The sequence below is a fragment of the Streptomyces sp. NBC_00385 genome (genome assembly GCF_035917155.1).
GTDB lineage: Bacteria > Actinomycetota > Actinomycetes > Streptomycetales > Streptomycetaceae > Streptomyces > Streptomyces poriferorum.
The window spans coordinates 7,018,219-7,045,095 of sequence record NZ_CP107951.1 but is presented as its reverse complement, the minus strand read 5'-3'; the positions used below and the strand labels follow the sequence as shown (position 1 = coordinate 7,045,095).

The 26,877-nt window shown below is 71.3% G+C and carries 21 protein-coding genes; 9 read left to right on the top strand and 12 right to left on the bottom strand.

Annotation, left to right across the window (positions count from 1 at the left end; genetic code table 11):
• Nucleotides 1-24 precede the first annotated feature (24 nt).
• Nucleotides 25-987: an ATP-binding cassette domain-containing protein gene (locus OG959_RS31405; RefSeq protein ID WP_326663911.1), complete on the top strand. Its 963-nt coding sequence runs from the start codon at nucleotides 25-27 to the stop codon at nucleotides 985-987.
• Nucleotides 984-1,820 carry an ABC transporter permease gene (locus tag OG959_RS31400; protein WP_326663909.1) on the top strand — a complete coding sequence of 279 codons (837 nt, stop codon included), beginning with the start codon at nucleotides 984-986 and terminating at the stop codon, nucleotides 1,818-1,820. The genes OG959_RS31405 and OG959_RS31400 overlap by 4 nt, the downstream gene beginning before the upstream one ends.
• A gap of 10 nt (nucleotides 1,821-1,830) precedes the next feature.
• Here the strand turns inward: OG959_RS31400 and OG959_RS31395 are convergent, their stop codons facing one another.
• The 3 genes from OG959_RS31395 to OG959_RS31385 all read right to left on the bottom strand — a co-directional run bounded on the left by OG959_RS31395 (nucleotide 1,831) and on the right by OG959_RS31385 (nucleotide 3,929).
• Entirely contained in the window at nucleotides 1,831-2,439 is a 609-nt protein-coding gene (locus tag OG959_RS31395; protein WP_326663907.1) for a TetR/AcrR family transcriptional regulator, read from the bottom strand.
• Nucleotides 2,440-2,592: 153 nt separating this feature from the next.
• Complete coding sequence (locus OG959_RS31390; protein WP_219566716.1) at nucleotides 2,593-2,856, bottom strand: hypothetical protein; 264 nt, start codon at nucleotides 2,854-2,856, stop codon at nucleotides 2,593-2,595.
• 281 nt (nucleotides 2,857-3,137) lie between these two features.
• Nucleotides 3,138-3,929: an SGNH/GDSL hydrolase family protein gene (locus OG959_RS31385; protein ID WP_326666742.1), complete on the bottom strand. Its 792-nt coding sequence runs from the start codon at nucleotides 3,927-3,929 to the stop codon at nucleotides 3,138-3,140.
• Nucleotides 3,930-4,176: 247 nt separating this feature from the next.
• Between OG959_RS31385 and OG959_RS31380 the strand changes: the two genes are divergently transcribed.
• Nucleotides 4,177-5,283: a DUF5925 domain-containing protein gene (locus OG959_RS31380; RefSeq protein ID WP_326663904.1), complete on the top strand. Its 1,107-nt coding sequence runs from the start codon at nucleotides 4,177-4,179 to the stop codon at nucleotides 5,281-5,283.
• Nucleotides 5,284-5,303: 20 nt separating this feature from the next.
• Here OG959_RS31380 and OG959_RS31375 read toward each other — a convergent pair whose 3' ends face one another.
• Nucleotides 5,304-5,678, bottom strand: a complete 375-nt coding sequence (locus tag OG959_RS31375; RefSeq protein ID WP_326663903.1) for a GntR family transcriptional regulator — start codon at nucleotides 5,676-5,678, stop codon at nucleotides 5,304-5,306.
• A gap of 69 nt (nucleotides 5,679-5,747) precedes the next feature.
• On the opposite strand from OG959_RS31375, the gene OG959_RS31370 reads away from it, so the two are divergent.
• Complete coding sequence (locus OG959_RS31370) at nucleotides 5,748-6,668, top strand: GNAT family N-acetyltransferase (RefSeq protein ID WP_326663901.1); 921 nt, start codon at nucleotides 5,748-5,750, stop codon at nucleotides 6,666-6,668.
• A complete protein-coding gene (locus OG959_RS31365; protein ID WP_326663900.1) occupies nucleotides 6,649-7,200 on the top strand; it encodes a DUF402 domain-containing protein in 552 nt (183 codons plus the stop codon). Before OG959_RS31370 ends, OG959_RS31365 begins: the two co-directional genes overlap by 20 nt.
• A gap of 26 nt (nucleotides 7,201-7,226) precedes the next feature.
• Here OG959_RS31365 and OG959_RS31360 read toward each other — a convergent pair whose 3' ends face one another.
• Nucleotides 7,227-8,705 (bottom strand): trifunctional class I SAM-dependent methyltransferase/NUDIX hydrolase/VOC family protein, encoded by a 1,479-nt coding sequence (locus OG959_RS31360; RefSeq protein ID WP_326663899.1) that lies wholly within the window; start codon nucleotides 8,703-8,705, stop codon nucleotides 7,227-7,229.
• A gap of 206 nt (nucleotides 8,706-8,911) precedes the next feature.
• Between OG959_RS31360 and OG959_RS31355 the strand changes: the two genes are divergently transcribed.
• The gene (locus OG959_RS31355; protein ID WP_326663897.1) at nucleotides 8,912-9,937 is read left to right on the top strand and encodes a lytic polysaccharide monooxygenase auxiliary activity family 9 protein; all 1,026 of its coding nucleotides are present in this window, start codon (nucleotides 8,912-8,914) and stop codon (nucleotides 9,935-9,937) included.
• Nucleotides 9,938-9,968: 31 nt separating this feature from the next.
• Here OG959_RS31355 and OG959_RS31350 read toward each other — a convergent pair whose 3' ends face one another.
• The 3 genes from OG959_RS31350 to OG959_RS31340 form a co-directional block, all read right to left on the bottom strand.
• Entirely contained in the window at nucleotides 9,969-10,862 is an 894-nt protein-coding gene (locus OG959_RS31350) for an esterase/lipase family protein (RefSeq protein ID WP_326663896.1), read from the bottom strand.
• Between the two features lie 198 nt (nucleotides 10,863-11,060).
• Nucleotides 11,061-12,059 (bottom strand): DNA polymerase Y family protein, encoded by a 999-nt coding sequence (locus OG959_RS31345; protein ID WP_442805761.1) that lies wholly within the window; start codon nucleotides 12,057-12,059, stop codon nucleotides 11,061-11,063.
• A gap of 14 nt (nucleotides 12,060-12,073) precedes the next feature.
• Nucleotides 12,074-15,559: a DNA polymerase III subunit alpha gene (locus tag OG959_RS31340; protein WP_326663892.1), complete on the bottom strand. Its 3,486-nt coding sequence runs from the start codon at nucleotides 15,557-15,559 to the stop codon at nucleotides 12,074-12,076.
• 166 nt (nucleotides 15,560-15,725) lie between these two features.
• On the opposite strand from OG959_RS31340, the gene OG959_RS31335 reads away from it, so the two are divergent.
• The gene (locus tag OG959_RS31335; protein WP_326663890.1) at nucleotides 15,726-16,781 is read left to right on the top strand and encodes a DUF3533 domain-containing protein; all 1,056 of its coding nucleotides are present in this window, start codon (nucleotides 15,726-15,728) and stop codon (nucleotides 16,779-16,781) included.
• A 227-nt stretch (nucleotides 16,782-17,008) separates the two neighbouring features.
• A complete protein-coding gene (locus OG959_RS31330) occupies nucleotides 17,009-17,506 on the top strand; it encodes a phospholipase (RefSeq protein WP_326663888.1) in 498 nt (165 codons plus the stop codon).
• A 58-nt stretch (nucleotides 17,507-17,564) separates the two neighbouring features.
• Here OG959_RS31330 and OG959_RS31325 read toward each other — a convergent pair whose 3' ends face one another.
• Both OG959_RS31325 and OG959_RS31320 read right to left on the bottom strand, forming a co-directional pair.
• Nucleotides 17,565-18,992, bottom strand: a complete 1,428-nt coding sequence (locus OG959_RS31325) for a serine hydrolase domain-containing protein (protein WP_326663886.1) — start codon at nucleotides 18,990-18,992, stop codon at nucleotides 17,565-17,567.
• Nucleotides 18,993-19,163: 171 nt separating this feature from the next.
• Complete coding sequence (locus OG959_RS31320) at nucleotides 19,164-20,249, bottom strand: S1 family peptidase (protein WP_326663885.1); 1,086 nt, start codon at nucleotides 20,247-20,249, stop codon at nucleotides 19,164-19,166.
• A gap of 405 nt (nucleotides 20,250-20,654) precedes the next feature.
• Between OG959_RS31320 and OG959_RS31315 the strand changes: the two genes are divergently transcribed.
• The gene (locus tag OG959_RS31315) at nucleotides 20,655-21,530 is read left to right on the top strand and encodes an alpha/beta fold hydrolase (protein WP_326663883.1); all 876 of its coding nucleotides are present in this window, start codon (nucleotides 20,655-20,657) and stop codon (nucleotides 21,528-21,530) included.
• Between the two features lie 43 nt (nucleotides 21,531-21,573).
• Here OG959_RS31315 and fxsT read toward each other — a convergent pair whose 3' ends face one another.
• Entirely contained in the window at nucleotides 21,574-25,509 is a 3,936-nt protein-coding gene (fxsT, locus tag OG959_RS31310; protein WP_326663881.1) for an FxSxx-COOH system tetratricopeptide repeat protein, read from the bottom strand.
• Entirely contained in the window at nucleotides 25,493-26,854 is a 1,362-nt protein-coding gene (gene fsxC / locus OG959_RS31305) for an FxsC protein (protein ID WP_326666740.1), read from the bottom strand. The genes fxsT and fsxC overlap by 17 nt, the downstream gene beginning before the upstream one ends.
• Between the last annotated feature and the right edge of the window lie 23 nt (nucleotides 26,855-26,877).

Genomic DNA, 26,877 nt, shown 5'->3' with positions numbered 1-26,877 from the left:
TACGTAGTGCGGTACCGTTGCGGCATGACAACTACGTACGCTGTACTTAGTGAAGGTCTGGAGAAGCGCTACGGCGACGTCCACGCGCTGCGCGGCCTCGATCTGGCCGTCGCCGAAGGCACCGTCTGCGGGGTGCTGGGGCCCAACGGCGCCGGCAAGACCACCGCCGTCCGCGTCCTGACCACGCTCACCGCGCCGGACGGTGGCAGCGCCCGGATCGCGGGCCACGACGTGGTGCGAGAGGCCGGGGCCGTACGGGCGGTGATCGGCGTCACGGGGCAGAGCGCCTCCGTCGACGGCGAGCTGTCCGGCCGGCAGAACCTGCGGCTCTTCGCCAGGCTGCTCAAGTACCGGGGCGAGGTGGCCCGCACCCGGGCCGACGAGCTCCTCGAACGCTTCGAGCTGACCGAAGCCGCCGACCGCCCGGCCCGCACCTACTCGGGCGGGATGCGCCGCCGCCTGGATCTCGCCGCCAGCCTGCTGGCCCGCCCGCAGGTGCTGTTCCTGGACGAGCCGACCACCGGGCTCGACCCGCACAGCCGCAACCAGATCTGGGCGGCGGTACGGGAGCTGGCGGGACACGGCACCACCGTCCTGCTCACCACGCAGTATCTGGAGGAGGCCGATCAGCTGGCCGACGAGATCGTGCTCGTCGACAGCGGGCGGGCCGCGCACAGCGGCAGCCCCGCCGAACTGAAGGCCGGCATCGGCAGTTACGCCGAGGTCGTCGTCGCGCACGCCTCCGCGCTCGGTCCCGCCGCGGCCGTGCTGGACCGGCTGACGGGCACCGAGCCGGTACTCGACCACGAGCGCCGCACGGTGGGCGCGGTCACCACGGACACCTCGCTCACCCTGCCCCGGATCGTCCGCGAACTGGACGCGGCGGGCGCGGCGGTGATCGACGCGAGCCTGCGCCCGCCCACCCTCGACGAGGTCTTCCTGCGCCTGACCGGGCGCAGCACCCCCATCAAGGAGACGGCAGCATGAGCACCGACGCACTGGTGACGGAGCGACGGACGGCGGACGCCACCGCCCCCGGGCACACACCCGTCGCGGACGGCCTGGCCGTGCTCGGCCGCCATCTGCAACGGATCAAGGCGGCCCCGGGCGTCCTGATCCTCACTCAGACCATGCCGATCACGATGCTGCTGTTCTTCGGGTACGTCTTCGGCAGCGCCCTGGCCGTCCCCGGCCAGGAGTACCGCGCCTTCCTGGTGCCCGGACTGCTGGCGGCGACCGCGGCGAACGGCGTCATGACGGGCATGTTCCAGTCCGCGCAGGACTGCCACCGGGGCGTGATGGACCGGTTCCGCACCCTGCCGATGAGCCGGTCCGCCGTGCCGTTCGGGCAGACCGCCGCCGATGTGCTGACCACGGCCGCCGGCCTGCTCCCGCTGATGCTGGCCGGCCTCGCCGTGGGCTGGCGGATCGAGGGCGGCCCGGCCGCCGCGGTGGGCGCGTTCGGACTGTTGCTGCTGTTCCGGTTCGCGACGTCATGGGTGGGCTGCTGGCTGGGGCTCCTGATCCGGAACGAGGAGGCCGCCGGACAACTGGGCGCGTCCACGTTCATCCTGCCGCTGCTCTCCAGCGCGTACATCCCGACCGACAACCTGCCGGGCTGGCTGCGCACGCTCGCGGAGTGGAATCCGATCAGCGCCGTCGCCGCGGCCGCCCGCGACCTCTTCGGCAACGCCGCACCGGCCGCCGACGCCGCCTGGCCGGTCGCCCATCCGGTGGCCGGAACGCTGCTCTGGTCGGCGGTGCTGCTCGCGGTCGCCGTGCCGCTGTCCGTACGCCTCTACTCGCGCGGCGGCGAATGACGGCACCGGCTCAGCCGGGCAGTGCGACCGGTCGGTCCAGTGTGCCCAGCAGGGCGATGAAACCCGACTCCAGGAAGGCGCCGAGGGCGTCGAGGGCATCCGGCTCGTCGAGCGGCCAGTTGGTGACGGCCTCCTCGGCGAAGGCCATCCAGGCCCGGGCGGCGACCATCAGCCGGGGCGAGTCCGGCATCCCGAGCCGTCGCTGGCCCTCCGCCACGCGCCGGGCCACGAGGGTGCGCGTGGACTCGACGATGTCCTCCACCGCCGGATGGCTGCCGGCGGCGCCCCGGACCAGCGCGAGATAGACCCTGCGGTGCTCCGTGACGTACGCCGTGAAGCCGGCGATGAACGACCGCAGCCAGGCGACGGGCTCCAGTGAGGGGTCCGGCTCCATGGCTGCGGCGAAGTCGTCGCACTCCCGCTGCACCATGGAGCGGTAGAAGTCGCGCTTGGAGTCGAAGTAGTGGAAGAGCAGCCCCCGGGAGATCCCGGCGCGGCGTGCCACATCGTCGGTGGAGAGTTCGTCCAGCGAGCGATCGGAGAGCATGTCCACGCCAATCGTGACCAACTGCGCCCTTCGTTCGTCGGGACTCAGGCGCGCGGCTCGCTTCTCGGGCATGCGGACAGTGTAGAAGTACTTCGGCACCGAATTACCTCGCGGCCCACCCCACCGGCGGGCAAGAGGCTCACGCGGACATGGCGACGCGCCACTGCCGGCTCCGGGGATGACGGAAGAGCGGGCAGCAGCGCGAGGCCGGGACCGGGCGTCGGATCAGCGGCGGCTGCCGAAGAGCGAGCGCCGCAGTCGCCGCAGCGGAGCGAAGAGCGAGACCCTCGCGCTCTTGCTCCGGCGGGTGTGCGCGACGTCGCGCGAGGTGAGCTCGAGCATCAGCAGCGTCGCCTCCGCGGACTCACGCTGCGGGACGGCGGGGCCGCCCAGCACCGCGAGATGGCGGTCGAGGCGCGAACTCGTCGCACCGCTCCCGCATGTAATGGCAGGCACACGCGGCCTGCTGCGCATCGTTATCTGTTCCATGTCACTCCCCACCCGTACGAGGGCACCCGGCCCGGGCAGGTTAACCCTATCGCCCCGTGGCGACACGCGTGTATCCCGGGCACAGGATTGAGCACACACATACGGAGGTTGACGACCTGTCTGCGAATCTGCCCGATTCCAGGGCGAGTTGGACACATCGTCAATGTCCGCACAGATCAAGCCCATCGGGGCCGCCCACCGGAAGGGGCCCTGACCTGCAAGGCTCCTGCGGCAGGCGGCGTGACGGGCGCCGCGCACGGCGTGGGCGCAGCCCGCGCCGATCAGTCGAGCGAGTTGAGGACGGGCAGATAACCACCGGACTGCCCGGCGGCGAAGGGGTGGTACGACTCGCCGATGTTGAGCCAGTTGAGACTGTGCAGCCAGACGCTTCCGGAGCAGATCTCGTGCCCGGTGAACGGCCCGGCGACATCACCGAAGGTGAAGCCGTGGTCGGCGGCACGCTTGGCGGTGGCCGCGTTGAGGTAGTCGGCGGCACCGTTGATGGCGGTGCGCACCTTGTCGCTCAGGCCGACGACGCAGCTGCCGCCGATCTTGTAGAAGCGGGGGTAGCCGAGCACGACGACGTGGGCGGACGGGGCTTTGGCGCTGATCGCGTCGTACACCGAGTCGAGCCGGCCGGGCAGCGTGGAGTCCACGTAGCCGCGGGCGGTGGCGATCCGGTTGAGGCAGGTGGCCTCCGACTGGAGGACACAGGTCGTCATGACATCGGCGAACCCTGCGTCGTTGCCGCCGATGGAGATCGAGACGAGGTCGGTCGAGGCGGTGAGCGGTCCGAGCTGACTCGCGGTCACGTCGTTGGTGCGGGCACCCGAGCAGGCGGTGAAGGCGAAGGAGGCGGGTGCGTGGGCGGCCGCCCAGAGCGAGGGGTAGGCGAGGGTGCTGCGCTTGCAGTCACCGCTGGAGCTGATGTAGCCGCCGGAGCCGACTCCCGAGGAGTAGGAGTCGCCCAGCGCGACGTAGTCGACGGCTTGGACGGACGGTGCGGCGTTCGCGGTGGCTGCCCCGGTCAGGGCGATGACGGCACCGAGCAGGAGTGAGGACGATAACGCCATGAGTCTGGATATTTTCATGGAAGCTCCCTTGGACCGGCCGACAGGATCTCTGCCACATCCGTGGTAGCAGCAGCGAAGCCCATTCCGGAAGTGTTCATGCCAAGTCGATCGGGTGAGCTTTTTCCGCCGGTTCCCTGAGTTCGTGTCATATCGGCGCACCGGCCGCCACGGCGCCGCGTGCCGGACCGGAACAGCAGGTGACGAAACCTGGGTGCGCCGGATACGCACGTGCCGGATCATGGGCGGCATGTCTGCCAACCCCGAGTCCGCGCTGCCGATCCGGCTCACCGTCGACGACAGCGACTCACCGGCCGACGTCGTCGACGCGCTGTTCCTCGGCCGCTTCGCGACGGGCGAGCAGCCGTACTCGCACAGCTCCTCGCTCGACCGGGTGAAGAAGAGCGCCACGCTGTTGCCCGAGGGGGCGAAGGTGCTGCGCGCCGCGCGCGACGACGACCGCAGCGCCACGCTGGCCGAGGGCGAGGGCTGGACCCTGCTCATCTCACGGTGGAACCGTGGCGCCGATGTCACGGTCACCGCGACCAGCCCGGAACTGGCCGGCAAGGTGCTCGACGAGGCCACGGAAGGCGCCCAGGACGAGCCGGAGCCCCAGCCGGAGAACGTGACGATGGGCTTCTGGTACGTCTCGCCGCGCCGCGGCCCGTACCGCACGACCCGTCAGATCGCGGCCGGTACATGGGACGAGGTCCGTTCCAACTACACCGCGCCCGTGGCCGCTGCCATGGACCGGCTGATGAAGGTCACCCCTGACGACATCGCGGGCCGGCTGCTCCTGTTGCACGGCCCGCCCGGGACCGGCAAGACGTCAGCCCTGCGCACCCTGGCCCGGTCCTGGCGGGACTGGTGCCAGGTCGACTGCGTGCTCGATCCCGAGCGGCTCTTCAACGACGTCGGTTATCTGATGGACATCGCGATCGGCGAGGACGACGGCAGCGCGAAGGGCCGCTGGCGCCTGCTGCTCCTGGAGGACTGCGACGAGCTGATCCGCGGCGAGGCCAAGCACACGGCCGGCCAGGCGCTGTCGCGGCTGCTGAACCTCACGGACGGGCTGCTGGGCCAGGGCCGCAACGTGCTGGTGGGCGTGACGACCAACGAGGACCTGGAGCGACTGCACCCGGCGGTCGTCAGGCCCGGCCGCTGCCTGGCCCGTATCGAGGTGGGACCGCTGACCCGCAAGGAGTCGGTGGCCTGGCTCGGTACGGAGGAGGGCCTGGGCCGGGACGCGGCCCGCGAGGGCACGACCCTGGCGGAGCTGTACGCCCTGCGCCGCGGCACGGGCCCGGCATCGGTCCCCAAGCAGGACTCGGGAGCGGACGCGGGTCTGTATCTCTGAGCCCCGCCCCGGCCCTCACCTCAATCCTCGTACACCGCCCGCACCGCGTCCCGCGCCAGCTCCAGGGCCCGCGCCCGGGACATCCCCAGCCGCCGGGCCTGCTCCGCGTACTCGCGTGCGGCGGTGGCCGCGTGGCGTTCGGCGGCGTCGCCCGCAGCGGCGACGAACGTCCCGTTGCGCCCCCGCGTCTCGATCACCCCGTCCGCCTCCAGGGCCCGGTAGGCCTTGGCGACGGTGTTGGCCGCCAGGCCCAGCTCCTCCGCGAAACCGCGGACGGTCGGGAGCTTGTAGCCGACCGGCAGCGCGCCGGAGCGGGCCAGTTCGGAGATCTGCGTGCGCAGCTGCTCGTACGGAGCGGTGCCGGAATCCGGGTCAACGGCGATCTTCAGAGTCACGGGCCGATTCTGCCCCACCGCCGGAAAATCGGGGGCGAACGGGCCGGACCTGCGGGTACGGTCCGGGGCATGACTGTCATCGTGCGCGATTTCCGGCCCGCCGACGCCGAGGACTGGGTGCGGGTGAGGCGCGCGGCGCTCCCGTTCATGGTGATCACACCGGAGCGGGTGGTCTTCGACCTGGCCACCGCCCATCCCGGCAAGCGCTACCGGATGCTGGTCGCGGAGGAGAACGGCGAGGTCATCGGGACGGCGCAGGTGGGGCTGGCTCACGAGAGTCCCGAGCCGGGGCAGGCGTTCTGCAACACGTTCGTCCACCCGGAGCGGACCGCCCGGGGCGCGGGCACGCTGCTGATGCGCACGGCCGAGGAGTATCTGGCCCTGGCCGGCGCGGCCTCGGTCTACACCTGGGTGCTGGACACCCCCGGCGACCTGGCGTTCGCAGCGAAGCACGGCTACGCACCGAGCCGGCCTGCGCACTTCCTCCATCTGGACCTGGCAGGCGCCACGCTGCCGCCCCGTCAGGAGATCCCGGCCGCTGTCGAGCTGCGCACCGCCGCCGACTTCGCCGACGATCCGCGCCCGCTCTTCGAGGCGGATGCCGAGACCACCGCGGACGAACCCAGTGACACACCGGCGCTGCTGTCGGACTACGAGGAGTGGCTGACGGAGACCTGGCGCAGTCCCGGCCTCGACCACCACCTCACCTCGGTCGTGGTGGCCGACGGCGAGGTGGCGGCGTTCAGCGTGGCGGAGACCGACGGAGTGGACCGCTACTGGTCGGGGATGACCGGCACCCGCCGGGCGTACCGCGGCCGCGGGCTGGCAAAGCTCGCGAAGAACGACTCGCTGCACCGGGCACGCGCCGCCGGGTACACCGACGCCTACACCGGCAACGACGCCGACAACGGTCCGATGCTGGCGATCAACCGCTGGTTCGGCTACGAGATCTGTGCCACGGAGGTACGCCATGTCCGCACACTCGGCTGAGTCCGAACCATCGATTGAGCCCGAACCGACGACTGGGTCCGAACCGACGACTGGGTCCGAACTGACGGTCGTCCTGGTCAAGGCCGGAAAGACCAAGATCCGCTATCCCGCCGCCCTGGTCGCCGACGACGGCACCCGGGTGACGGTGCGTGCGCCCTGGGCCGCCCCGGGGGTCCGCGACTTCGGCTTCGTACGCTTCGAGCCGGGCGACGTCTTCACCGAGCACTACTGGCGCGACGCCTGGTTCGCGGTGAAGGAGGTCCGCACCGGCGCGGGTGAACTCAAGGGCTGGTACTGCGACGTGACCCGTCCGGCCGTGCTGCGGGACGGGGAGCTGCTCGTCGAGGACCTGGATCTCGACCTGTGGGTGTCGGCGGACCGCTCCGCCGTACTGCGGCTGGACGAGGACGAGTTCGAGGAGAGCGGCCTGGCCGGGCGCGACCCGGAGGCCGCGAGGGCCGCCGTGGCAGCCCTGGACGAGCTGGAAGGGCTCGCCCTTACGGCGGAGGGGTTCGCCGGCCTGCTGGGCTGACGCCCCGCCGGCCGGCGGGGACCCCCTCAGCCGGCCACCAGCTCCACCTCGTATCCCGCCGCGTCCTCCAGGTAGGCGGCCACGTGCCCGTGACCGCCCGTCCGCGGATGGCGGTCACCGAAGAGCAGCCGCCAGCCGTGCTCCGGGGCCCGGGCCACCAGCGCGTCGAGCGTGGCCCGGTCCTCGACGTGGAACGCCAGGTGGTTGAGCCCGGGACGGCGCCGCTCATACGCTCCGGGCGCCAGGTCGGGCGACTGCTCGATCACCACGTAGCTGTCGCCCCGCCGCCAGCTGCGCCCGTGCGCCCATTGCTGGTACGGGACATGGCCCAGCTCACCGAGGAGCCAGCCCCAGCCGGACGTGGCGGCCGTCAGGTCGGGCACCCAGAGTTCGATGTGGTGGAGCCGCCCGGTGCGGGCCCCTGCGGCCGGAAGCGGGACGGCCCGCCGGGTGCCCCGCGGCTCGAACGCGACGGCGTCGCCGTCCTCGTGCCAGTGGATCAGGAAATGCTCCCCCGTCCGGTAGCCGTCCAGGCCGGCGCGGCAGTACGCGACCATGTCGTCCGGCAGGGCGTCCAGCGGGAACCACGCCAGCTCGGAGCACTTGTCCGGTTCCCGGTTGTACGGCGGACGCTCCGGGTCGTACACCGCCTCGAAGAACCAGCCCGTCCTGGGGCTGCCGCCCGGTCCCCGGTGCTGCATGACCAGAGCGGTACGCAGTTCCTCCGGCTCCAGCGCCACCCCGATCTCCTCGGCCGTCTCGCGGATCACCGCCTCCCGGACGTCCTCACCGTCCTCCACGTGCCCGGACGGCGCGTGCAGCAGCCCGTCCGCGTACCCCGTACCGGCCCGTCGGGCGAGCAGGACGTCGGAGCCCCGGCGGAGGATCAGATGTACGTCGACGACCTCGGTGTGCCGGCGCGGAGGTTCGGCACGCGCCACCAGGGCGTAGCGCTCGTCGTCGACCTCCTTGCCCCAGAGGTCCCGGTCGCCGGAGAGCGGCTCGTGGTGGATGCGCTCGGTGAACGGGGCGATCAGCGCGGAGAGCTGCCGGGCGGACAGACCGACCCCGTTCCACACGCCCTCGACCAGGACCAGTCTGCCGCCGGGCCGGAGCAGGCCGAACCAGTGGCGCAGGACGGCGGCCGGATCGGGGAGCAGCCACACCACGTGCCGGGCCAGGATCACGTCGAACCGCTGCTTGCCGACCGGCGGCGCGGCGGCGTCCCCGATCAGCACCTCCGTCCCCGTACCGGCCAGCTTGGCGCGCGCCTGCTCGACCATGCGGGGCGAGCGGTCCACGGCGGTGACCCGGTGGCCCTGCCCGGCGACGAGCAGCGCCAGACTTCCGGTGCCGCAGCCCAGGTCGAGCACCTCGGAACGCTCCCGGGGCAGCCAGTTCTCCAGCCGCTGTGCCCAGGCGTGCCGGACCACGGGGTCGAGCAGGCCGTGATCCGGCTCGTCGTCGAAGGAGCCGGCGGCTGAATCCCAGTCGATCGTCGTCATGGACCGATCGTGCCAGCCGTCACTGACAACGGCGGATGTCGCCCTCCGGAGGACCGGTCTTAAGCGTTCTTGAGTGGCCCCTTAAGCCCGTCATAACGATGACCGGCAGCCCCTCTCCTGGGCCTTTCCGGGGCCGGGCGCGGGCTAGCTTGCTTTTCCCGGGACGCCCCGCACACCGCCGTGGACCGCTGAAGGAGTACGTCACCATGCCCGCCATCACCCCCGCCCGCCGCCGGACCGCCGCCGTCGCCGCGCTCGCCGCGACGCCGCTCGTACTCACCGTTTGGACCGCTGCTCCGGCCTCTGCGCACGGATCGCTGACGGACCCGGTGAGCCGGGTCTCGGCGTGTTTCGCCGAGGGTCCGGAACACCCGCGGTCCGCCGCCTGTGTGGCCGCGGTCGCGGCCGGCGGCACACAGGCGCTGTACGACTGGAACGGGGTCAACATCGCCAATGCGGCGGGGAACCACCGGCAGTTGATCCCGGACGGCAAGCTGTGCAGTGCGGGCAACGACAAGTTCAAGGGGCTCGATCTGCCGCGCGCCGACTGGCCGGCCACCGATATGAAGGCGGGCTCCCACACCTTCCGTTTCCGGGCCACCGCTCCGCACAGGGGTTCCTTCGCGCTGTATCTCACCACCGCCGGCTACGACCCCACGAAGCCGCTGAAGTGGTCGGACCTGGAGGAGAAGCCGTTCGCCGAGGCCACCGACCCGGAGCTGGTGGACGGTTCGTACGTCTTCGACGGCACCGTTCCCGAGCGCTCGGGGCGTCAGCTGGTGTACACCGTCTGGCAGCGGTCGGACTCCCCGGAGGCGTTCTACGCGTGCTCCGACGTGGTCTTCGGCGGCGCGGGCGGCGGCGGTACGAGCGGCAGCGGTTCCGTCGCCGCCGTGCCCGCGCCGTCCGCTTCGGCGCCCTCCGAGCAGGAGATCACCGAGGGTGCGCAGAAGTCCTCGGTCGAGCACGGCGGGCACGGTGACGACGACGCCGGTACGGGCGCGGCCGTCACCGAGGCGGCCGGTGCGACGGCTCCGGCCAATGCCCCGGAGCCGGACAGCGCGTCGGGTGATCTCCCCGTCGCGGGGGCCGACAACCTCGCAGAGACGGGCGGCAGCGCCGCCACGGGCCGGCTGGCCATGGGTGGCGCCGCCGCGGTCGCGCTGGGCGCTGCCGCCCTGCTGGTCTCGGCCCGCCGCCGGGCCACCGCGGCGGCCCGGCGCGGACTCTGACGGACGATCCGGCCCGAGACCGGTCCTGTCCCTACCCGATGACCGAGGCGCACGTGGTCGGGGTGGCGTGCGCCGGGTCCAGGGCGTTCGCCACCTCGTGGTAGGCGATCCGGTCGATGGTCCCGATCGCCACATGCTCGGACAGGTCGACCGGGCACAGGTCCTGGAGCAGGACGTTGCGCACGTCCGGCCCGTCCAGGAACTGTGTCCGGTACGGCGTCACGACCTCGTCGTACCTGGTCGCGATGACGGTGTAGCGCACGCCGGGCACGGTGTCGGGGACCGAGTTGAGCTTGGTGACGAAGGGCGATCCGGCCACCTGATCGGCGAGTCCCGGCGTACCGGCGTTGAGCAGGTCCTCGGCGCCGGGGAAGTACGGCAGCAGCTTGGTCAGGCCGAGGAGGGTGGTGCCGTGGTTGTCGGGCGCGATCCCGACCAGGGCGTTCACCTTGGGCGCTCCGCCGAGGAACTTCAGGTAGTAGTTCGGCATCATGCCGCCCTGGGAGTGACCGACGAGGTCGGCCTTCGGGGCCCCGGTGGAGGCGAGCACCTTGTCGACGAAGGCGGCGAGCTGTCCGGCCGACTTGTCGATCGGGCCGAGGCCGTTGAAGAACGGCACACCGGGAAGCTGCCCGTAGTCGAGCGAGTAGACGCAGTAGCCCCGGTTGACCAGGTAGGGGGCGAGGACGAGCCAGTTGTCGACGGAGTTCCCGAAGGTCCCGTGGACCAGGACGACGGGCCGGGGGTGGGCTGCGGAGGGCTTACAGGAGTAGTCGTTCCAGCCACGGGAGGTGGCCGTGACGGCGGTGGGGGCGGCTGCAGCAGCGGTGGCCGTGGGGGTGGCGACTGCGGCGACGGCGAGGAACAGTGCGGCGAGGGTGGTCCGCGCACGTGGGGTACGCGGCGCACGGGTCCAGGGCAGCATCGTGTGGTCTCCTTGCGGCTCAAGGGAGTTGCGATGTCTGTGCACCCTGCGGCCCGGACCACAAGTTCTGACGACGTTCTATGTGCTCATGCCAACTTACGCACGAGTAAGGTTGCGTGGGAAGTTACGCGTCGGTAAAAACTGACGCGGCGGTAACCGTGGCTTCAGGACAGTTCAGGACGGCTTCCGGCACGCGGCTCAGGCCGCGAGCCGCCCCGGCATCACGGCCCGTGGCCCGAACTTCTCCCGCAGCCGGTCCGCGACCGCCTCGATCCGCCGGGCCCGCTCGTCGACCGGGTCGAAGGTCAGCTGGTGCGCGGCCCGCCCGGCCTCGCCGAGCCCCTCGGCACGCAGCGCGATCCCCCGCACCCGGGCCCGCTGCAGGGCGAACGAGTCATGGATCCGGTAGGCGAGTGCGGTGAGCTCCGCGGAGTGCGCGGTGGGCTCGCGGAGCGTACGGCTGCGGGTCAGCGTCGCGTACCCGGTCCGGTCGGCATAGCGCACGGAGACCGCGAGCGAGCGGCACACCTGCCCCTCGCCGCGCATCCTCGCCCCCAGCTCCTCGGTGAGCGACATGAGCGCACGCCGCTGCCGCTCGCGGTCCAGCTCGTCGCGCGGGAAGGTCCGTTCGGCGGCGAGCGAGCGGGCGGCGGCGTTCGGCACGACCGTCGTACGGTCGATGCCGTGGGCCCGCTCCCACAGCTCGCGCCCGGTCCGCACCCCGGTGATCCGTTGCAGGGTGCCGAGCGGGGCGGCCGCGATCCGGCCGACGGAGTCGAGCCCGTAGCCGCACAGGGTGCGGGCCGTCGCCGCCCCGACGCCGTCCAGCGCGGCGGCCGGCCGGTCCGCGAGGAAGGCGGCGGCCCCGCCGGCGGGCACCACGAAGGTCGTCCCGGGCGCGGCCTGCCGTACCGCCATCCGGGCCAGCATCGGGTTCTCGGCGGCCCCGATCGCGCAGTCCACGCCGTGCAGGGCCAGCGCGCGGACCCGGATCACCGAGGCAAGACCCACCACGTCCCGCCCGAAGTAGCGCAGCGCGCCCCGGGCATCGGCGAGTGCGCCGTCGGGCGGCGCCGCCTCGACGAGAGGGGTGAACGAACCGAGCAGGGCGAGCAGCCCCGTGTAACCGGCGCCGTCCGGGAGGCCGCCGCCGACCCGGCGGAACCGCAGGCAGAGGATTCCGGGCTGCTCGCTCATCCCGCTCACCTCGTTCATCCCGCACTCCCCGGGCTCTGGTGCCACAGCTTCCTTCCGGTGGGCGCCCCCTCGCCGGGCGGCTGGAGGTCGGACCAGGGGTTCATCTCGTAGCCGGTGGGCATCCGGATCCGGCGGCCGTCGTCCGCCGGGGACCCGTCGGACGCGGCGCCCTCCTCCTTCTCCGGAACGGGTACCTCCGCCAGCCGGGCCGCGACCGCGTCGAGTCCGCCGGTGCGCCGCAGTTCGGCCAGCTCGGCCAGGTTCCAGGCGGCCGCGCCGACCACGCTCAGGCTCCGCGGCCCACGCCGCTGCACCACCCCGCGCACCAGCAGCAGCCAGGAATGGAAGACGGTGTACGCGCAGGCGGCGTGACTGTCGTCGAAGAAGGCCAGGTCGACCAGGCCCGTACCGTCGTCCAGGGTGGTGAAGACGACCCGGCGCCCGGAGCGGATGGGCGGGGTCTGGGTGGCCGCCTTGGCACCCGCGACCAGCACGGTGTCTCCGTGCCGCGCCTCGCGCAGCCGCTTGGCCGAGACCGCGCCGAGCTCCTCCAGGAAGGCGTGGTGATCGCCCATCAGATGGCGCGAGACGTCCATGCTCAGCACACCCAGTTCGGCGCTGAGCCGTTCCGCCTCGTTGAGGTCGGGCAGACCGATGGAGCCGGTCCGGTGCCCGCCGCCGAGCGGAAGCTGCGCACCCGAGCCGCCGGAGCCCGCGCCGCGCTGGGCGCGGTGGAGTTCGGACAGGTGCAGCAGCAGGTCGCGGCGGTTGGCGCCGAACGCGTCCAGCGCACCGACCTGGGCCAGCCGTTCGGCGGCGGGCTTGCCCGGACGGGCCCGCTGCCAGAAGTCCAGCAGCGAGGTGTAGGGCTGCCCGGCCTCGATCCGGCCGACCTCGGCCGCACTGATCCCATGGACGTCCGAGAGCGCCAGCCGCAGCCCCCAGGCCTTCCTCTTCCCTCCCCCCTCACCAGACACCAGTTCGATTCGATGGGCGGCCGCCGACCGGTTCACATCCAGCGGCAGCACCGGAACCCCACGCCGCCGGGCATCCGCGAGCAGCAGCCGCTTCGGATACATCCCCGGATCATGGGTGAGCAGTCCGGCGTAGAAGGCCGCCGGGTGATGCGCTTTCAGCCAGGCCGACTGGTATGTCGGTACGGCGAAGGCCACCGCGTGCGCCTTGCAGAAGCCGTAGCTGCCGAACGCCTCGATGATCTCCCAGGCACGGGCGATCACCTCGGCGTCGTACTTCCGGGCCGCCGCGTGCTGCGCGAACCAGAGCCTGATCCGGCCCTGCGACTCGGGATCGGAGAGCCCGCGCCTGACCCGGTCGGCCTCGCCCCGGCCGCAGCCGGTCATGAGGGCGACCATCTCGATGATCTGCTCGTGGAAGACCACTACTCCGTACGTCTCGCGCAGCGGTCCCTCCAGGTCGGGATGCGGATAGCGGACCGGCGCCCGGCCGTGCCGGGCCTCGATGAACGGGCGCACCATGTCGGCGGCGACCGGGCCGGGCCGGAACAGCGAGATGTCGACCACCAGGTCGTGGAAGGTGGCGGGCTGGAGCCTGCCGACCAGATCGCGCTGTCCTGGCGACTCGATCTGGAAACAGCCCAGCGTCTCGGCGGACCTGATCAGCCGGTACGTCTCCGGGTCCCCCGGCTCCACGGCGTCCAGGTCCACCTCCTCACCCGAGGCCCGCTTCACCTCCGCGACCGCGTGCGCCATCGCCGACTGCATCCGTACACCGAGCACGTCGAGCTTGAGCAGCCCGAGGTCCTCCACGTCCTCCTTGTCGAACTGCGCCATGGGAAGGCCTTCACCACTGGTCGGCATGACGGGGGTGCGGCGCAGCAGTGAGGCGTCGGAGAGGAGGACCCCGCAGGGATGCATGGCGATGCCGCGCGGCAGTGCGTCGAGCGCCTCCACCAGCTCCCACAGCCGCCCGTACTTCTCCTTCGTCCTCGCCACTTCCCGCAGTTCGGGCAGTTCCTCCATGGCGGCGAGGGCGTCGCGGGCCCGGATGTGCGGGAAGGCCTTGGCGAGCCGGTCGGTCTCGGCCGGGTTCATGGAGAGTGCGGCGCCGACGTCACGGATGGCGTGGCGCACCCGGTAGGTCTCGGGCATGGCGACGGTGGCGACCCGTTCGGCGCCGAAGCGGCCGATGATCGCGCGGTAGACGTCGAGGCGGCGGGCCGACTCGACGTCGATGTCGATGTCGGGCAGCACGAAGCGGCGCTTGGACAGGAAACGCTCCATCAGCAGCCCGTGCTCGACCGGGTCGGCGTGGGCGATGCCGAGGAGATGGTTGACCAGGGAGCCGGCCCCGGAACCGCGCGCGGCCACCCGGACCCTCATCTCCCGTACGTCGTCCACCACTCGGGCGACCGTGAGGAAGTACGAGGCGAAGCCGTGGTGGGCGATGATGTCCAGTTCGTGGTGCATCCGGTCCCAGTACTCGCGCCTGCGGTCGTAGCCGCGCAGCACCATGCCCGCGGCGGCACGGGACGCCAGCACCCGCTGGGCGGTGCGCCGGTCCGCGCCGACGAGGTGCGGTTCGGGGAAGTGGACGGATCCGAGGCCGATGTCGCCCCGGGGGTCGACCACGCAGGCGTCGGCGGTGTGCCGGGTCTCCGCGAGCAGTCGCGCCCCGGCGCCGGGGCCGAGTCCGGCGGCGGAGGTGATCCGCTCGGCGGTCTCCGCCATCGCGCGGGCGTCCTTGAGCCAGCGCTCACCACTGTCGAGCGGGGCGCGGCGCGGGTCGACGGGGACGAGCCTGCGGGCGGAGTCGAGCACATCGGCGACCGGCCCCTGCCCCGGATCGGCGTACCGGACGGCGTTGGTCAGCACGGCCCGTATCCCCTGCTCGGCGGCGAAGCCGACGGTACGGGCGGCGAGCCGCAGCGAACCGGGTCCGGTGCCGTCGCGGCCGTGGTGGACGGCTTCGAGCCGCAGGTCGTCGCCGTACACCTCCCGCCAGGGGGCGAGCAGGGCGGCGGCCCGGTCGGGGCGGCCGGCGGCCAGCGCCCTGCCGACCTCGGAGGCGGGTCCGAGCAGCACGGTAAGCCCTTCGGCGGGCAGCGCGGAGCGGTCGACGAGGGGCCGGCCGCCGTCGGGTACGGCCCCATGGGCGGCGGTGACGAGGCGGCACAGCTCGGCCCAGCCCTGGGCGCCGTCGCGGGCGAGGAAGGTGACCCGGGGTGCGGATTCATCGACAAAGGCACCACCACGGACCGGGGCCCGCAGCCGGTACGTACGCCCGTCGCCCTCCGCACGCACGGCGGGGGCCACGGCAAGATCCACTCCGAAGAGCGGCCGCACCCCCGCCCGCTCACAGGCCTTGGCGAACCGGACCGTACCCGCCAGGGTGTCGCGGTCGGTCAGCGCGAGGGCGTCCATCTCCCGTTCCGAGGCGCGCTCCGCCAGCCGCTCCGGGTGCGAGGCCCCGTACCGCAGGGAGAACCCGGAAACGGTATGCAGATGCGTGAACCCGGGCACCCGCACCTCCTGAACCAATCCGTACTCACCACCCCCTCGCTCTCCACCATAGACCAAGTTTCGAACATTCGTACGATAAGCAGCGCGCGGGCCACCCCCGCCCACCCCTCAGCCATTCAGCCCGGCCCCGACTGCGTGAACGACGATCACCCCGGACCGTGGGGTCATGACTTTCGTCGACGAGGTGAAGAACGCCGTCACTCCACGGGCCGCGCTGCTCGTCATCGGCGTACTGGCGTTGCAGCTGCTGTTCATCGCGTCCTATATCGGAGCGCTCCACAACCCGAAGCCGACGGATGTCCCCTTCGGTGTCGTCGCACCTCAGCAGGTGTCCGCCCGGCTCGTCACCGAACTGAAGGACCTTCCGGGCGACCCCCTGGACCCCCGCACGGTCACCGACGCGGCCACCGCCCGCCGGCAGATCCTCGACCGCGAGATCGACGGCGCCCTGATCGTCAGCCCCCGGGGCACGACCGACACCGTGCTGGTCGCCTCCGGCGGGGGAACCGTCCTGGCCACCTCCCTGACGAAGATCATCAAGGAGGTCGAGCTCACCCAGCACCGCACCGCCCGCGCCGTGGACGTGGCCCCGGCCTCCGACCAGGACTTCGACGGTCTCTCCTCGTTCTACCTGGCCGTGGGCTGGTGCGTGGGCGGCTACCTCTGCGCCTCGATCCTGGCGATCAGCGCGGGCAGCCGTCCCGCCAACCGTCAGCGCGCGGTGATCCGGACCGGCGTCATGGCGCTGTACTCGATCGCGGGCGGGATCGGCGGCGCGATCATCATCGGCCCGATCCTCGGCGCCCTGCCCGGAAGCTTCTGGGGGCTGTCCGGCCTGGGCGCCCTGACCGTCTTCGCGGTCGGCATGATCACGCTCGCCCTGGAGGCACTCACCGGCATCGTCGGCATCGGCCTGGCCGTCCTGATCGTCGTGATCGCGGGCAACCCGAGCGCGGGCGGCGCCTTCCCGCTCCCGATGCTCCCGGACTTCTGGCGGGCGATCGGCCCCGCCCTGCCGCCGGGGGCCTCCACCTGGACGGCACGCTCGATCGCGTACTTCAGGGGCAACGCGGTGACCGGGCCACTGCTGGTGCTGTCCGCGTGGGCGGTGGTGGGCACGGTCATCACCCTGCTGATGGCGATGCGGAAGAAGCCGGACGCGGCGGACACCCCGGACACCCCGCTCGCGGGGGCGGCGGGCGGGGGCTCGACGCCGGCCTGACGGGGGCACCCCCGCCGCTCTCCGCACTCAACGCTGCCGCCCCCGCCCATGAGCGGGGGCGGCAGCCGCGTCCTCATGGCCATCGCTCGACGAACACTTCAATTCTCGGCGTCCAGTCGGCTCAACGGCTAGGCATGACAGGTTCATGGCGGCATTCTGGGGCGACCTCATGAACCCCACGAGGTGCACGGTCACCCCCAACCCCTCCTCACCCCACGGAGATTGCCATGCGTCGCCGCATCGCCATGCTGCTCGGCACCGTCGCCCTCTCACTCCCGCTCGCCCTGCTGCCCGCCACATCCGCGTCAGCCGCCCCCGCGGACAAACCCCAGGTCCTCAGCTCGTGGACCCAGACGAGCGCCTCCAGCTACAACGCCTGGAACGCCGCCCGCAACAACCAGGGCGCCTGGGCGGCATACGGCTTCAACTGGACGACGGACTACTGCAGCACCTCGCCCGACAACCCGTTCGGCTTCCCCTTCCAGACCGCCTGCGCCCGCCACGACTTCGGCTACCGCAACTACAAGGCCGCCGGCACGTTCTCCGCCAACAAGGCCCGCCTCGACTCCGCCCTCTACTCGGACCTCAAGCGCGTCTGCGCCGCCTACTCCGGCGCGACGCTGACCTCGTGCAACGCCACGGCCTGGACGTACTACCACGCGGTGGACATCTTCGGCGTCGCACCGGCGACCGCGGGCACCGGCAGACCGGCTCGGGCCGCCTGACCTGTCCCCACTCGGAGGCCCGGGCCATGTCGCGGCCCGGGCCTGCCGCGTCCAGGTCCTACGCGACGTCAGGCCGGGTCATCAGCGGCGACCGCACATGCAGTCTCATGTCAGGGCCGGTGAGCGGCAGGGTGCTCCATAGCGCCGTGGCGGTACCGGCGCCGGTGTCGATGACCAGACGGACACGGTGCGGGGTGGTGATGACGTAGAGATCGGCAACGAACGTGTCGCCCTGCCAGGCTCCGGCCGCGACGACAGGCCGGCCGAGCGGGGAGCTCTCCCACCACTCGTTGTGACCCACCTCGATGTCGAAGAGCGACTCGAACCGTACGAGCCATCCGCCGTCGGTGGGATCCACGGTCACTGCCGTTCCGCCGGGCAGAGCCGACTCCTCGGCCGAGGCGTCCAGTCTCGCGCCGGCCGAACGCTCCGGGTCGGCCGAGCCCGGCACCGGCGGCAGCGACAGACGACGCAGTCGAGCGGCAAGCACCTCATCGTCCTGAACGCCGGCCCCATGGCCCACGCCGGGCAGCAGACACTCCCACAGCGCGTCGAGCACTTCCTGAGATTCCCCCTGGGCGGTCACGGCAACGACGAGGTCGTGCGACGGGACCACCACACACTGCTGACCGAAGGCGCCATGCCCGTGGTATCCGTGCCGCGACATCCAGAACTGGTAGCCGTAGCCGCAGGAGAAGTCGGCCTCGTCCGATCCGTCCTCGAACGGCAGACAGTCAATGTGCCGCCGGGTCGCGAGCTCCACCCACTCGCGCGGAACCAGCTGCTGGTCGCCCCAGGTGCCTCCACGCAGCAGCAGTTCACCGAATGCGGCGACGGCCTCGGTCGTCAGGTGCAGGCCGTGGAACCCGAAGGCTGCACCGCTCGCCACCCGGTCCCATTCGGCGTGATCGACGCCCATCGGCTTGAAGAGCCGCTCGTCCAGGAACTCGGGAAGGCCGCGGCCCGTGACCCGTTCCACCATCCTGGCCAGGATGAACGTGGTCGAGTTGTCGTAGGTGTGCCGCGTTCCCTCCGCCGCGCCGAACGGCAGGCGCAGGAATCCCTTGACCAGGTCCTCGGGCTCCAGCTCCCATGCCTCACCGAGGCTGTCCGTGGGATGCCCGGCCGTCATGGACAGCAGATGGTGAACGGTGACGCGGCTTCCCTGCTCCGAGACGTCGGCCGGTACGTGGTCGGGCAGCACGTCCACCACCCGGTCGTCCGGCGAGAGCAGCCCGTCGGTGATCGCGAGTCCCACGGCGATCGACGTGAACGACTTGGTCAGCGAGTAGAGGAGGTGGGGGCGGTCGGCCGAGTACGGCGCCCACCAGCCTTCGGCGACGACGTGACCGCGGTGCACGACCATGATCGAGTGACACTCGACGGATCGCTCTTCGAGCCGGTCCAGCATCAGGGCGATCGAACGGGACGATATCCCGGAGGCGGCCGGGGCCGCCCGTGGGAGCAGGTGCTGCCGAGAAGACATTCCGACTTTCTAACAGGTCCGCGCGGACCTGTGCGACCGAGTTCCGCGAGCAAGGCGGCGAAGAAGGGGCAACGGAACAACAGGCCGGCCCGCATCAAGTGAGCGATGCGGGCCGGCCCGTGGTGACGCGGCAGGATCAGAAGAGGACTCCCCCGCTGTGCGGGAGAACCGTCACCCGATCTCCGCCCCGAACGCCGACAGCGCCTCCGGCACCGGCTGGAAGAACGTCTCGCCGCCCGAGGAGCAGTCGCCGCTGCCGCCCGAGGTCAGGCCGATCGCCGTGTCGCCGGCGAAGAGCGAGCCGCCGCTGTCGCCGGGCTCGGCGCAGACCGTCGTCTGGATGAGGCCGTTGACGATGTCGCCGTTGCCGTAGTTGACCGTGGCGTCGAGGCCGGTCACCTCGCCGTCGTGCACCTGGGTGGTGGAGCCGCTGCGCGTCACCGTCATCCCGACGGTCGCCTCGCCCGCCTTGGTGATCGGCTGGGCGGAGCCGTTGTAGAGGTCGACCTCGCTGGGGTGCGCGGTGTCGGAGGTGTACTTCACCAGGCCGTAGTCGTTGTCGGGAAACGAGGAGCCCGCGTTCGTACCGATCTCCGCGCCGCCCTGGGAGTCCGACCAGCTGGAGATCGCCTCGGTGCAGTGGCCGGCGGTCAGGAAGTACGGCTCGCCGCCCTTGACCACGTTGAAGCCGAGCGAGCAGCGCCCGCCGTTGCCCCAGATCGCGTCGCCGCCCGCGATGAACGGCTTGAACTCCCCGGCGGACCGCTTGAGCTCGGCCTTGCCGCCCAGCCCCTCGACCACCGAGCTGAGCTTCTGCCAGGCATCGCCCTTGACCGTGCGGTCCGCGGTGACGACCACCTTGTTGCTGACCGGGTCGACGGCCCATGAGGTGCCGGGGATCGTGGCCTTGCCGGTCAGGGTCTGCCGGGCCGACTTCAGCTCGGCGAGCGAGTTCTGCACGACTCTCGCCTTGCCGCCCGCCTGCCGGACCTGCTCGGCGGCGGCTTCGTCGACCACGTTCATCACGAGGTTCTTCGACGAGGCGTCGTAGTACGCGCCCGCCGCGTCGGCGCCCAGGTCCTCGCCCAGACCGGTGGCCAGCTTTCCGGCCGCCACCGCGTCGAGCGTGCGCGCGGTGAACTGCGGTACGTCGTCACTGGCGTTCGCACTCTGGAACGTCACTCCTGCCGCGACCAGGCCGACCACGGCCGACCCGGCCAGCACTGCGCGCTTCCTGGACATGCGTCGATGCTTCAACTTCGACCTCCTGTGGGGCCGCGCACGGATGATGTGGGGTCGCCCGTACGCGGAGGATGGGGCGCCCACTATTCCGACCGGGCAGATAGCACACAAGGTCGACTTCAGGACGCACACACGACACCACCGGTTCGGTCGTGTCACGTTCACTTTCGGAGGTCGGAGCCCGTCGGTTCCATCTGCGAACACCCGGTGCGACCGTCGGGTCGGCAACGGGTGAGGACTAGTCCTGTCCGATATTCGCCCCTGCCGATCCGATTCCCGGCGCGCCGCGGCCCCGTCTCCTCGCCGGCCGTCCGGATTCTTCCCACGCGCCATGCCGGGATCGACTCTGATGGGTCATCATCGGATGGTGCGGGGAAAGCCGGGCACGTCGTGCCCGCAGGAATCGCGAGGAGGCACGGAGTGCGCAGTCGGGTGCGCGCGGCCGACGGGCGGCAACTGGTGGTGGAGCGTCTGGGGGATCCTCGCGGCAGACCGGTCTTCCTGCTGCACGGGATGCCCGGCAGCAGGCTCGGTCCGGCGCCGCGCGGCATGGTGCTGTACCAGCGCAAGACACAGCTGATCACCTACGACCGGCCGGGATACGGCGATTCCGACCGGCTGCCGGGCAGATGCGTCGCCGACGCGGTGCAGGACGTACGGGCCATCGCCGACCATATCGGGCTCGACCGGTTCGCCGTGGTGGGCCGGTCCGGTGGCGCCTCGCATGCCCTGGCCTGCGCCGCGCTGATGCCCGAGCGGGTCACCCGTACCGCCGCCCTGGTCGGCCTGGCCCCCCGGGACGCCGAGGGCCTCGACTGGTTCGAGGGGATGGCCCCCTCGAACGTACTGGCCTACACCACGGCACGCTCCGATCCGGACGGGCTCGCGGAGTCGTTCATCTCGCGGTCCGCGGTGATCAGGAAGAATCCGGTGCGGCTGATCGACGATCTGCGCCGGGAGCTGACCGACTCGGACCGGATGGTGGTCAACGACGCCGGGGTGCGCACCATGCTGTTGCGCAACTACCGTGAGGGGCTGCGCACTTCGGCGTACGGCTGGATCGACGACGCGCTCGCGTTCAGTCATCCGTGGGGGTTCGACCCGGCCGCCATCACCGGCCCGGTGCTGCTCTGGCACGGCGAGAAGGACGTGTTCTCACCGGTCGGTCACACCCGCTGGCTGGCGAGCCGCATCCCGGGCGCCAAGGTCGTGGTGGAACCGGCGGCTGCGCACTTCGACGCGCTGCACGCACTCCCCCGCATCCTCACCTGGCTGCTGGACACGTCCAGGATCTGAGCGTCGGGAGCGTCCGGCCGTCGGCCGGACGCTCCCGCGTGTCTCACACCGCCTGCGGTTCCAGTTCACGCTGGAACCGGCGGTCGTCACGGGCGATCCGGGTGAGCGGATGGTCCTCACCGAGCTGCCGGGTCAGCTCCTCGACCGTCTCCGCCCTGACATGGAGCGCCTCGTCCTTGCGCCCCATCGCACCGAGGGTGACCGCCATGTTCGACTTCATGGCCAGCGTCTCCGGATGGTGCGCGCCCAGCACGTCCCGGAACTGCACCGCCAGTGACCGCTCGGTTTTCAGCACCAGGTCGATATCGCCGCGCTCCGCCGTGGCGTTGGCCAGGTTCATCACGCTGAACAGCGTGTTGGGGTGCTCCCGCCCGTACACCTCGCGCATCGCGGCGACCACCCGGGTCAGCACCTGCTCCGCCTCCTCGGCCGCACCGGACCCCCAGAGGTAGACGCCCAGGTTGTTCAGGGCGGCCAGCGTGTACGGGTGCTTCTCGCCCGGTACCTTCATGTACTGGTCGACCACCTCCTGGGCGGTGGTCCGGGCCTCGGCCGTCTCCCCGGCCGCGAACAGGTCCGCCGCCAGATTCAGGTCGCAGGCGAGCGACTCCGGGTTGGCGGAGGTGTACTTGGCCTTGTACCGGGCCCGGGTCGCCACCGTGAGGCGGCGGGCGTCCTCCAGCCGGCCCGCCCGGCGCAGCGAGACCGCAAGGCTCTTGGCCGCACTGAGCGTGCCGGGGAAGGACCGGCCGAGGGTGGCCTTGTAGCTGTCGTACGTACGGCTGAGGATGCCGACCGAGTCCTCGTACCGGCCGACGTCCCGCAGGTCGCGGGCCAGGTTCATGGCCGAGGAGAGGCTGTACGGGTGCTCCTCGCCGAGCACCTCACGGCGCCGGTCGAAGACGTCCTGGTCGATCTCGCGGGCCTTGGCGTACTGGCCGATGGACCGCAGGGTGAACGCCAGGTTGTTGGCCGCGGCCAGCGCCCTGGGGTGCGAGTCGTGGAAGATCTGGTTGAACCCGTCGGTGGCCTCGGTCGCCAGCTCGATCGCCCTCGTGTACTCGCCGAGCGTGCCGAGGTCCGTGGCGAGGCTGCTGGTGCTCATGTACGTGTGCGGATGCTCCGGTCCGAGCACCTCCCGCTGCGTCGCCAGGGTGATCTCGTCGAGCTCCATGGCCTCCACGTAACGGCCCCGCGAGCGGTAGATGTTGGAGAGGTGGAAGCAGAGGTAGAGGTACTGGATGTCCCGCTCCCCCAGCGTCTCGCGCCAGATCTCGCGCAGTTCCTCGCAGAGCGTCGTGGCCGTCCTGAAGTCACCGCGCTTCCACAGGTAGCGCACCCGGTCGATCATGAGCCTGCGGGCCTCGGGCTCCTTGCAGTTGCGGGCGTCGGACGGGCCCAGGTGCGGCCATATCGTGGCGAACTGAGGCCAGTTGGCGGGGTTGTCGATCGGCTCGTCGTCATCGGGCCGGGCACCCGCCAGGATGCGGTGGACGGCGTGCCGGGCGTCCCGCTGCTCCTCCTCGGTGAGCTGGGCCCGGATGACGGCCTGCACGAGCCGGTGCACCTGGATGGAGTTGGAGACCTGGTCGACCTTGGCGAGGGCGAACCGGCCGATCTCCCGGATGACGCGGCCCAGCACCAGCTTCTCCTGGAGCGAGGCGTCGTACGGCTTCAGCGCCTCGATCATCTCCTTGCTGTACAGGAGGTTCCCCGAGATCGGTTCGGGGGCGAAGAAGGCGCAGAGCTGGAGCAGGCGCACCGCGGCGGGCGAGCGCTCCTTGAGGCGCTGGATGGAGATGTTCCAGGTCGCGGCGACCGGTTCGGGGTATCCGGCCGGCTGGTTGAGCGCCAGGACCTCCGGGGCCTGCTGGGCCAGCTGTTCCAGGTAGGTGTCGATCGGGGTGGCGGTCTCCGCGATCCACGCGGCGGCCTGCTCGACGGCGAGCGGCAGGTCGCCCACCGCGGTGGCCACCTGGGCGGCGTCCTCATCGCTCAGCCCGGGCGCCCGGCGCTGGAGGTGCTCGATGGACTCCTCGCGCAGGAAGACGTCGACGGGCAGCGCGTCGCCGTGCTGGGACCAGGCCTGGTTGCGGGAGGTGACCAGGATGTGGCCGGAGCCGCCCTGCGGGAAGTAGCGCCGCAGCCGTTCGGGGTCGTCGGCGTTGTCGAAGACCAGCAGCCAGCGGTCCGAGGGCACACCGCGGCGCAGCAGGTCGACGGCCTCCTGGGAGGCGGCCGCCATGTCGTCGCCGCCCTGGGCGCCGAGCCGGACGGCGAGTTCGGCGAGACCGGCGACCACGTCGTCGGTCTGCTCGGACGATATCCACCAGACCAGGTCGTAGTCGGCCATGAACCGGTGCACGTACTCCAGGGCGACCTGGGTCTTGCCGACGCCGCCGAGTCCGTACAGGGTCTGCGGCTGCGGCAGCACGACGGCCATGCCGCCGCCGAGCTGGTCGCGCATCCGCTCCAGGACCAGGGAGCGGCCGGTGAAGCCGGGGTTGCGCGGCGGTGCGTTCCAGATCCGGGGCACGGTGCCGGGGAAGCGCGGTCCGGGCGAGACCGCGTCGGTGAGCTGTACGGGCCGGTCCAGGGCGCGTAGCAGCGCGGCGGTGGCGTGCACCTCGTCGAGCCGGAACAGGTCGACGGGGTTGCGGTCGATGTAGGGCGCCGAAAGCCGTACGTCACCGACCCTGAGCGGCAGCAGATGGCGCCGCCCGCCGCCCGGGTCCTCGGCGACGGCCCGGTCCCAGAGGTTCACCGCGCGCTGCGACTTCAGATAGGCGCTGGAGAGCAGGACCACGGTCCGGACCGCGTTCTCGGCGGCGACGGCCGTCGCCTCCTGCGGCTCCCGCTCGGCGGACACGTCGCGGGGCACGACGCGGAAGCCGGCCCGGGTCAGCACGGACTCGATCCAGTCGGCCCACATCCGGTTCTCCGCCACATAGCTGAGCAGGAGATCGGCGGGCAGGGCGGGCCTGCGCCGGGTGAACGCGTCACGGATGCGCAGCCGTACCTCTTCGCCGACCGCCGGCATCGAGGTGATCTGCTGATCGGTGATGACGGAGGTGAGCCGTTCGAAGGCGGAGAGGAGGGAGTTGGTGAGCCCCGCCTCGTCGCCGAAGGTGGCCAGCGTCTCCTCGTACGCGTAGTAGGGGCGGTACGGGATCTCCACCGCACCCCAGTAGGCGGTGAGTTCGTCCCCCGACAGATCGCGCGGCAGCCGGTCGAACTTCAGCCGGGCCAGAGCCCGTCCGGCGTCCGCCTTCTCCTTCTCGCCCTCGTCGATCCGCATCGGGACGGGGAAGATGGAGATGGGGCGGCCGGTGTACCGCTCGGAGATCTGCCGGGCGACCGAGGCGGCGCCGTCGATGGACTGGTCGCTGAGCGTGAAGCAGTCGACGAGCACATCGGGCAGGTGGACGGTGCAGATGTCGGCGATGTCGCTGAGGCCGGTGCGGCTGTCGATGAGGACGTAGTCGTAGTTGGCCTTCATGTCGTCGCGCAGGGCGTCGAAGAAGTGGCCGCCGCCGAGCCGGTCGTAGAAGTTGTCCCAGTCGAACGTGGAGACGGTCGCGGAGTATTCGCGGTTCTGCCGTCCCGCGGAGACGAAGTCGAGCGTCCCTCCGTGCGGGAACTCCCAGCCGAGCGCCTCGGGGGTGAGCGAGACGGCGTGCGGCTGGATCCGGGCGTAGTCCCGGTGCCAGTCGTCGGCCCGCTGCACGGGGCTGGTCGCGGCCCAGGCGTACTCGGTGATCAGGTCGATGACACCGGTGGTGGCCCCGAGCGTCGAGGGGTCGAGGAACGGATGGAAGAACCGGTGCAGTCCGGGTGCCTCCAGGTCCCAGTCGACGGCCAGTACCCGTTTGCCGTTGGCGGCGAGGATCCAGGCGGTGTTGGCCAGGGCCATGGTGCGCCCCGTACCGCCCTTGTACGAGTAGAAGGTGACGATGCGCCCGTCACGACTGGCCGTCATCCGTGTCCTCCGCATCCGTCGAAGCGTCATGTGGTCCGGGGATGTACTGGGTCTGCGCCATGGGTCCCATCAGGCGGGTCCGTTCGGTGGGGCCTCCGCCGCCCGTTGCGGGCAGATAGACGGCCGCGTGTCTCAGGTACTGCTGGGCGGCCACCTCGACCACCTGCGGCAGGATCTGGCCGAAGGCATCCATGCTCGGTACGCCTTTGGCGGCGGCGCGGCAGTAGGCCCGGCCCTGGCGCATCTTGGTCGGCATGGTCCGCTCCAGCTTGGCGGTCAGTTCGGCCTCCGCGGCTCTGCTCTCGTGGTCGTCGCGGTTCCAGGGGACGACCATCGTCACCCAGGGACGGTTCTCCGCGTCGAAGGCGGCGAGCCGCCGGCACCGGTCCTCGTCCTGGAGCGCCCAGCGGTCGACCAGGAGGATCTCCGGGGTCGTCGGGGGCTGCTTGCCGACCGGCAGGCCGGCCTCCTCGTCGAAGGAGGCGATGGTCGCCTGGTAGTTGAGGGAGCGCACCAGGTCCTCGGCGACATAGGCCAGGGGCCGTGCGGCGTCCGGGTGGTAGGGGTTCCAGTCCTGCGGGTTGTCGCCGTAGTAGTCGGCGTTGCGCCCTTCGGGCAGGTCGTGGCGGGTGGCGGCGGCGATGGTCACCTGCATGGGACGGGGGCCGCCGGCGGCCATGCTGCTCGGTGAGCCGAAGGCGCTGGGTGCGAGCCGGTAGTCGACGGGGCGGCCGGTTCCGATCCGCACGGTGTCCGCGACGCTGACGATGCGTTTGGCGAGCTCGTACACCGCGCGCTCGTACTCCTCGTTGAAGAGTTTGAGCTTGATCAGTCCGTACAGTCCGTCGCTGACGTAACGGTCCCCGAAATCACGGTGGTTGAACTGTAATCGCTCGGCCGGTCCGGGGAGCTGGCTGGGCGGCACCGGCACCCAGAGCGCCGGGACGATCGCCTCGGCGGGCTGGTTGGAGCGGGCCCGGTGGTGGATGGCCCGCTGGGCGAACGCGTACCACTCCTTGCCGCACATCTCGCTGGCGAAGTAGCGGGGCGAGAACAGCGGTACGAACACCCGGCAGGTGGCGAGGACTTCGCCGAGCCGCTCCGACCAGCCCTCGCCGGAACGTATCTCGCGGTCGATGAAGCCGGCGGGTGCGCCCGCGGGCAGATCGGTCATGGCCATCACATGGCCGCAGAGATCCTGGAAGAGCCGTTCGACCCACATGTCGGGGTCCGTGCCACCGCCGTACCCCGGTGTGTGGGCATAACTCAAGAAGAAGTACGGCCGATGGTCCGCCGCTCGCTGCTGCGTCGTCGCGTGCACACGACCCCCGTCCTGTGTGAGCACCCGCACCCGAGGAGTGAAGAGAA

What these genes read in the sequence shown, in the direction of transcription:
- OG959_RS31325 (WP_326663886.1), bottom strand. Translation starts at nt 18,992, where the DNA reads ATGTCTTCTCGGCAGCACCTGCTCCCACGGGCGGCCCCGGCCGCCTCC.
- OG959_RS31400 (WP_326663909.1), top strand. Translation starts at nt 984, where the DNA reads ATGAGCACCGACGCACTGGTGACGGAGCGACGGACGGCGGACGCCACC.
- OG959_RS31330 (WP_326663888.1), top strand. Translation starts at nt 17,009, where the DNA reads ATGCGTCGCCGCATCGCCATGCTGCTCGGCACCGTCGCCCTCTCACTC.
- OG959_RS31360 (WP_326663899.1), bottom strand. Translation starts at nt 8,705, where the DNA reads ATGACGACGATCGACTGGGATTCAGCCGCCGGCTCCTTCGACGACGAG.
- OG959_RS31405 (WP_326663911.1), top strand. Translation starts at nt 25, where the DNA reads ATGACAACTACGTACGCTGTACTTAGTGAAGGTCTGGAGAAGCGCTAC.
- OG959_RS31335 (WP_326663890.1), top strand. Translation starts at nt 15,726, where the DNA reads ATGACTTTCGTCGACGAGGTGAAGAACGCCGTCACTCCACGGGCCGCG.
- OG959_RS31365 (WP_326663900.1), top strand. Translation starts at nt 6,649, where the DNA reads ATGTCCGCACACTCGGCTGAGTCCGAACCATCGATTGAGCCCGAACCG.
- OG959_RS31395 (WP_326663907.1), bottom strand. Translation starts at nt 2,439, where the DNA reads ATGCCCGAGAAGCGAGCCGCGCGCCTGAGTCCCGACGAACGAAGGGCG.
- OG959_RS31350 (WP_326663896.1), bottom strand. Translation starts at nt 10,862, where the DNA reads ATGCTGCCCTGGACCCGTGCGCCGCGTACCCCACGTGCGCGGACCACC.
- OG959_RS31380 (WP_326663904.1), top strand. Translation starts at nt 4,177, where the DNA reads ATGTCTGCCAACCCCGAGTCCGCGCTGCCGATCCGGCTCACCGTCGAC.
- OG959_RS31345 (WP_442805761.1), bottom strand. Translation starts at nt 12,059, where the DNA reads ATGAGCGAGCAGCCCGGAATCCTCTGCCTGCGGTTCCGCCGGGTCGGC.
- OG959_RS31355 (WP_326663897.1), top strand. Translation starts at nt 8,912, where the DNA reads ATGCCCGCCATCACCCCCGCCCGCCGCCGGACCGCCGCCGTCGCCGCG.
- fxsT (WP_326663881.1), bottom strand. Translation starts at nt 25,509, where the DNA reads ATGACGGCCAGTCGTGACGGGCGCATCGTCACCTTCTACTCGTACAAG.
- OG959_RS31385 (WP_326666742.1), bottom strand. Translation starts at nt 3,929, where the DNA reads ATGGCGTTATCGTCCTCACTCCTGCTCGGTGCCGTCATCGCCCTGACC.
- OG959_RS31390 (WP_219566716.1), bottom strand. Translation starts at nt 2,856, where the DNA reads ATGGAACAGATAACGATGCGCAGCAGGCCGCGTGTGCCTGCCATTACA.
- OG959_RS31370 (WP_326663901.1), top strand. Translation starts at nt 5,748, where the DNA reads ATGACTGTCATCGTGCGCGATTTCCGGCCCGCCGACGCCGAGGACTGG.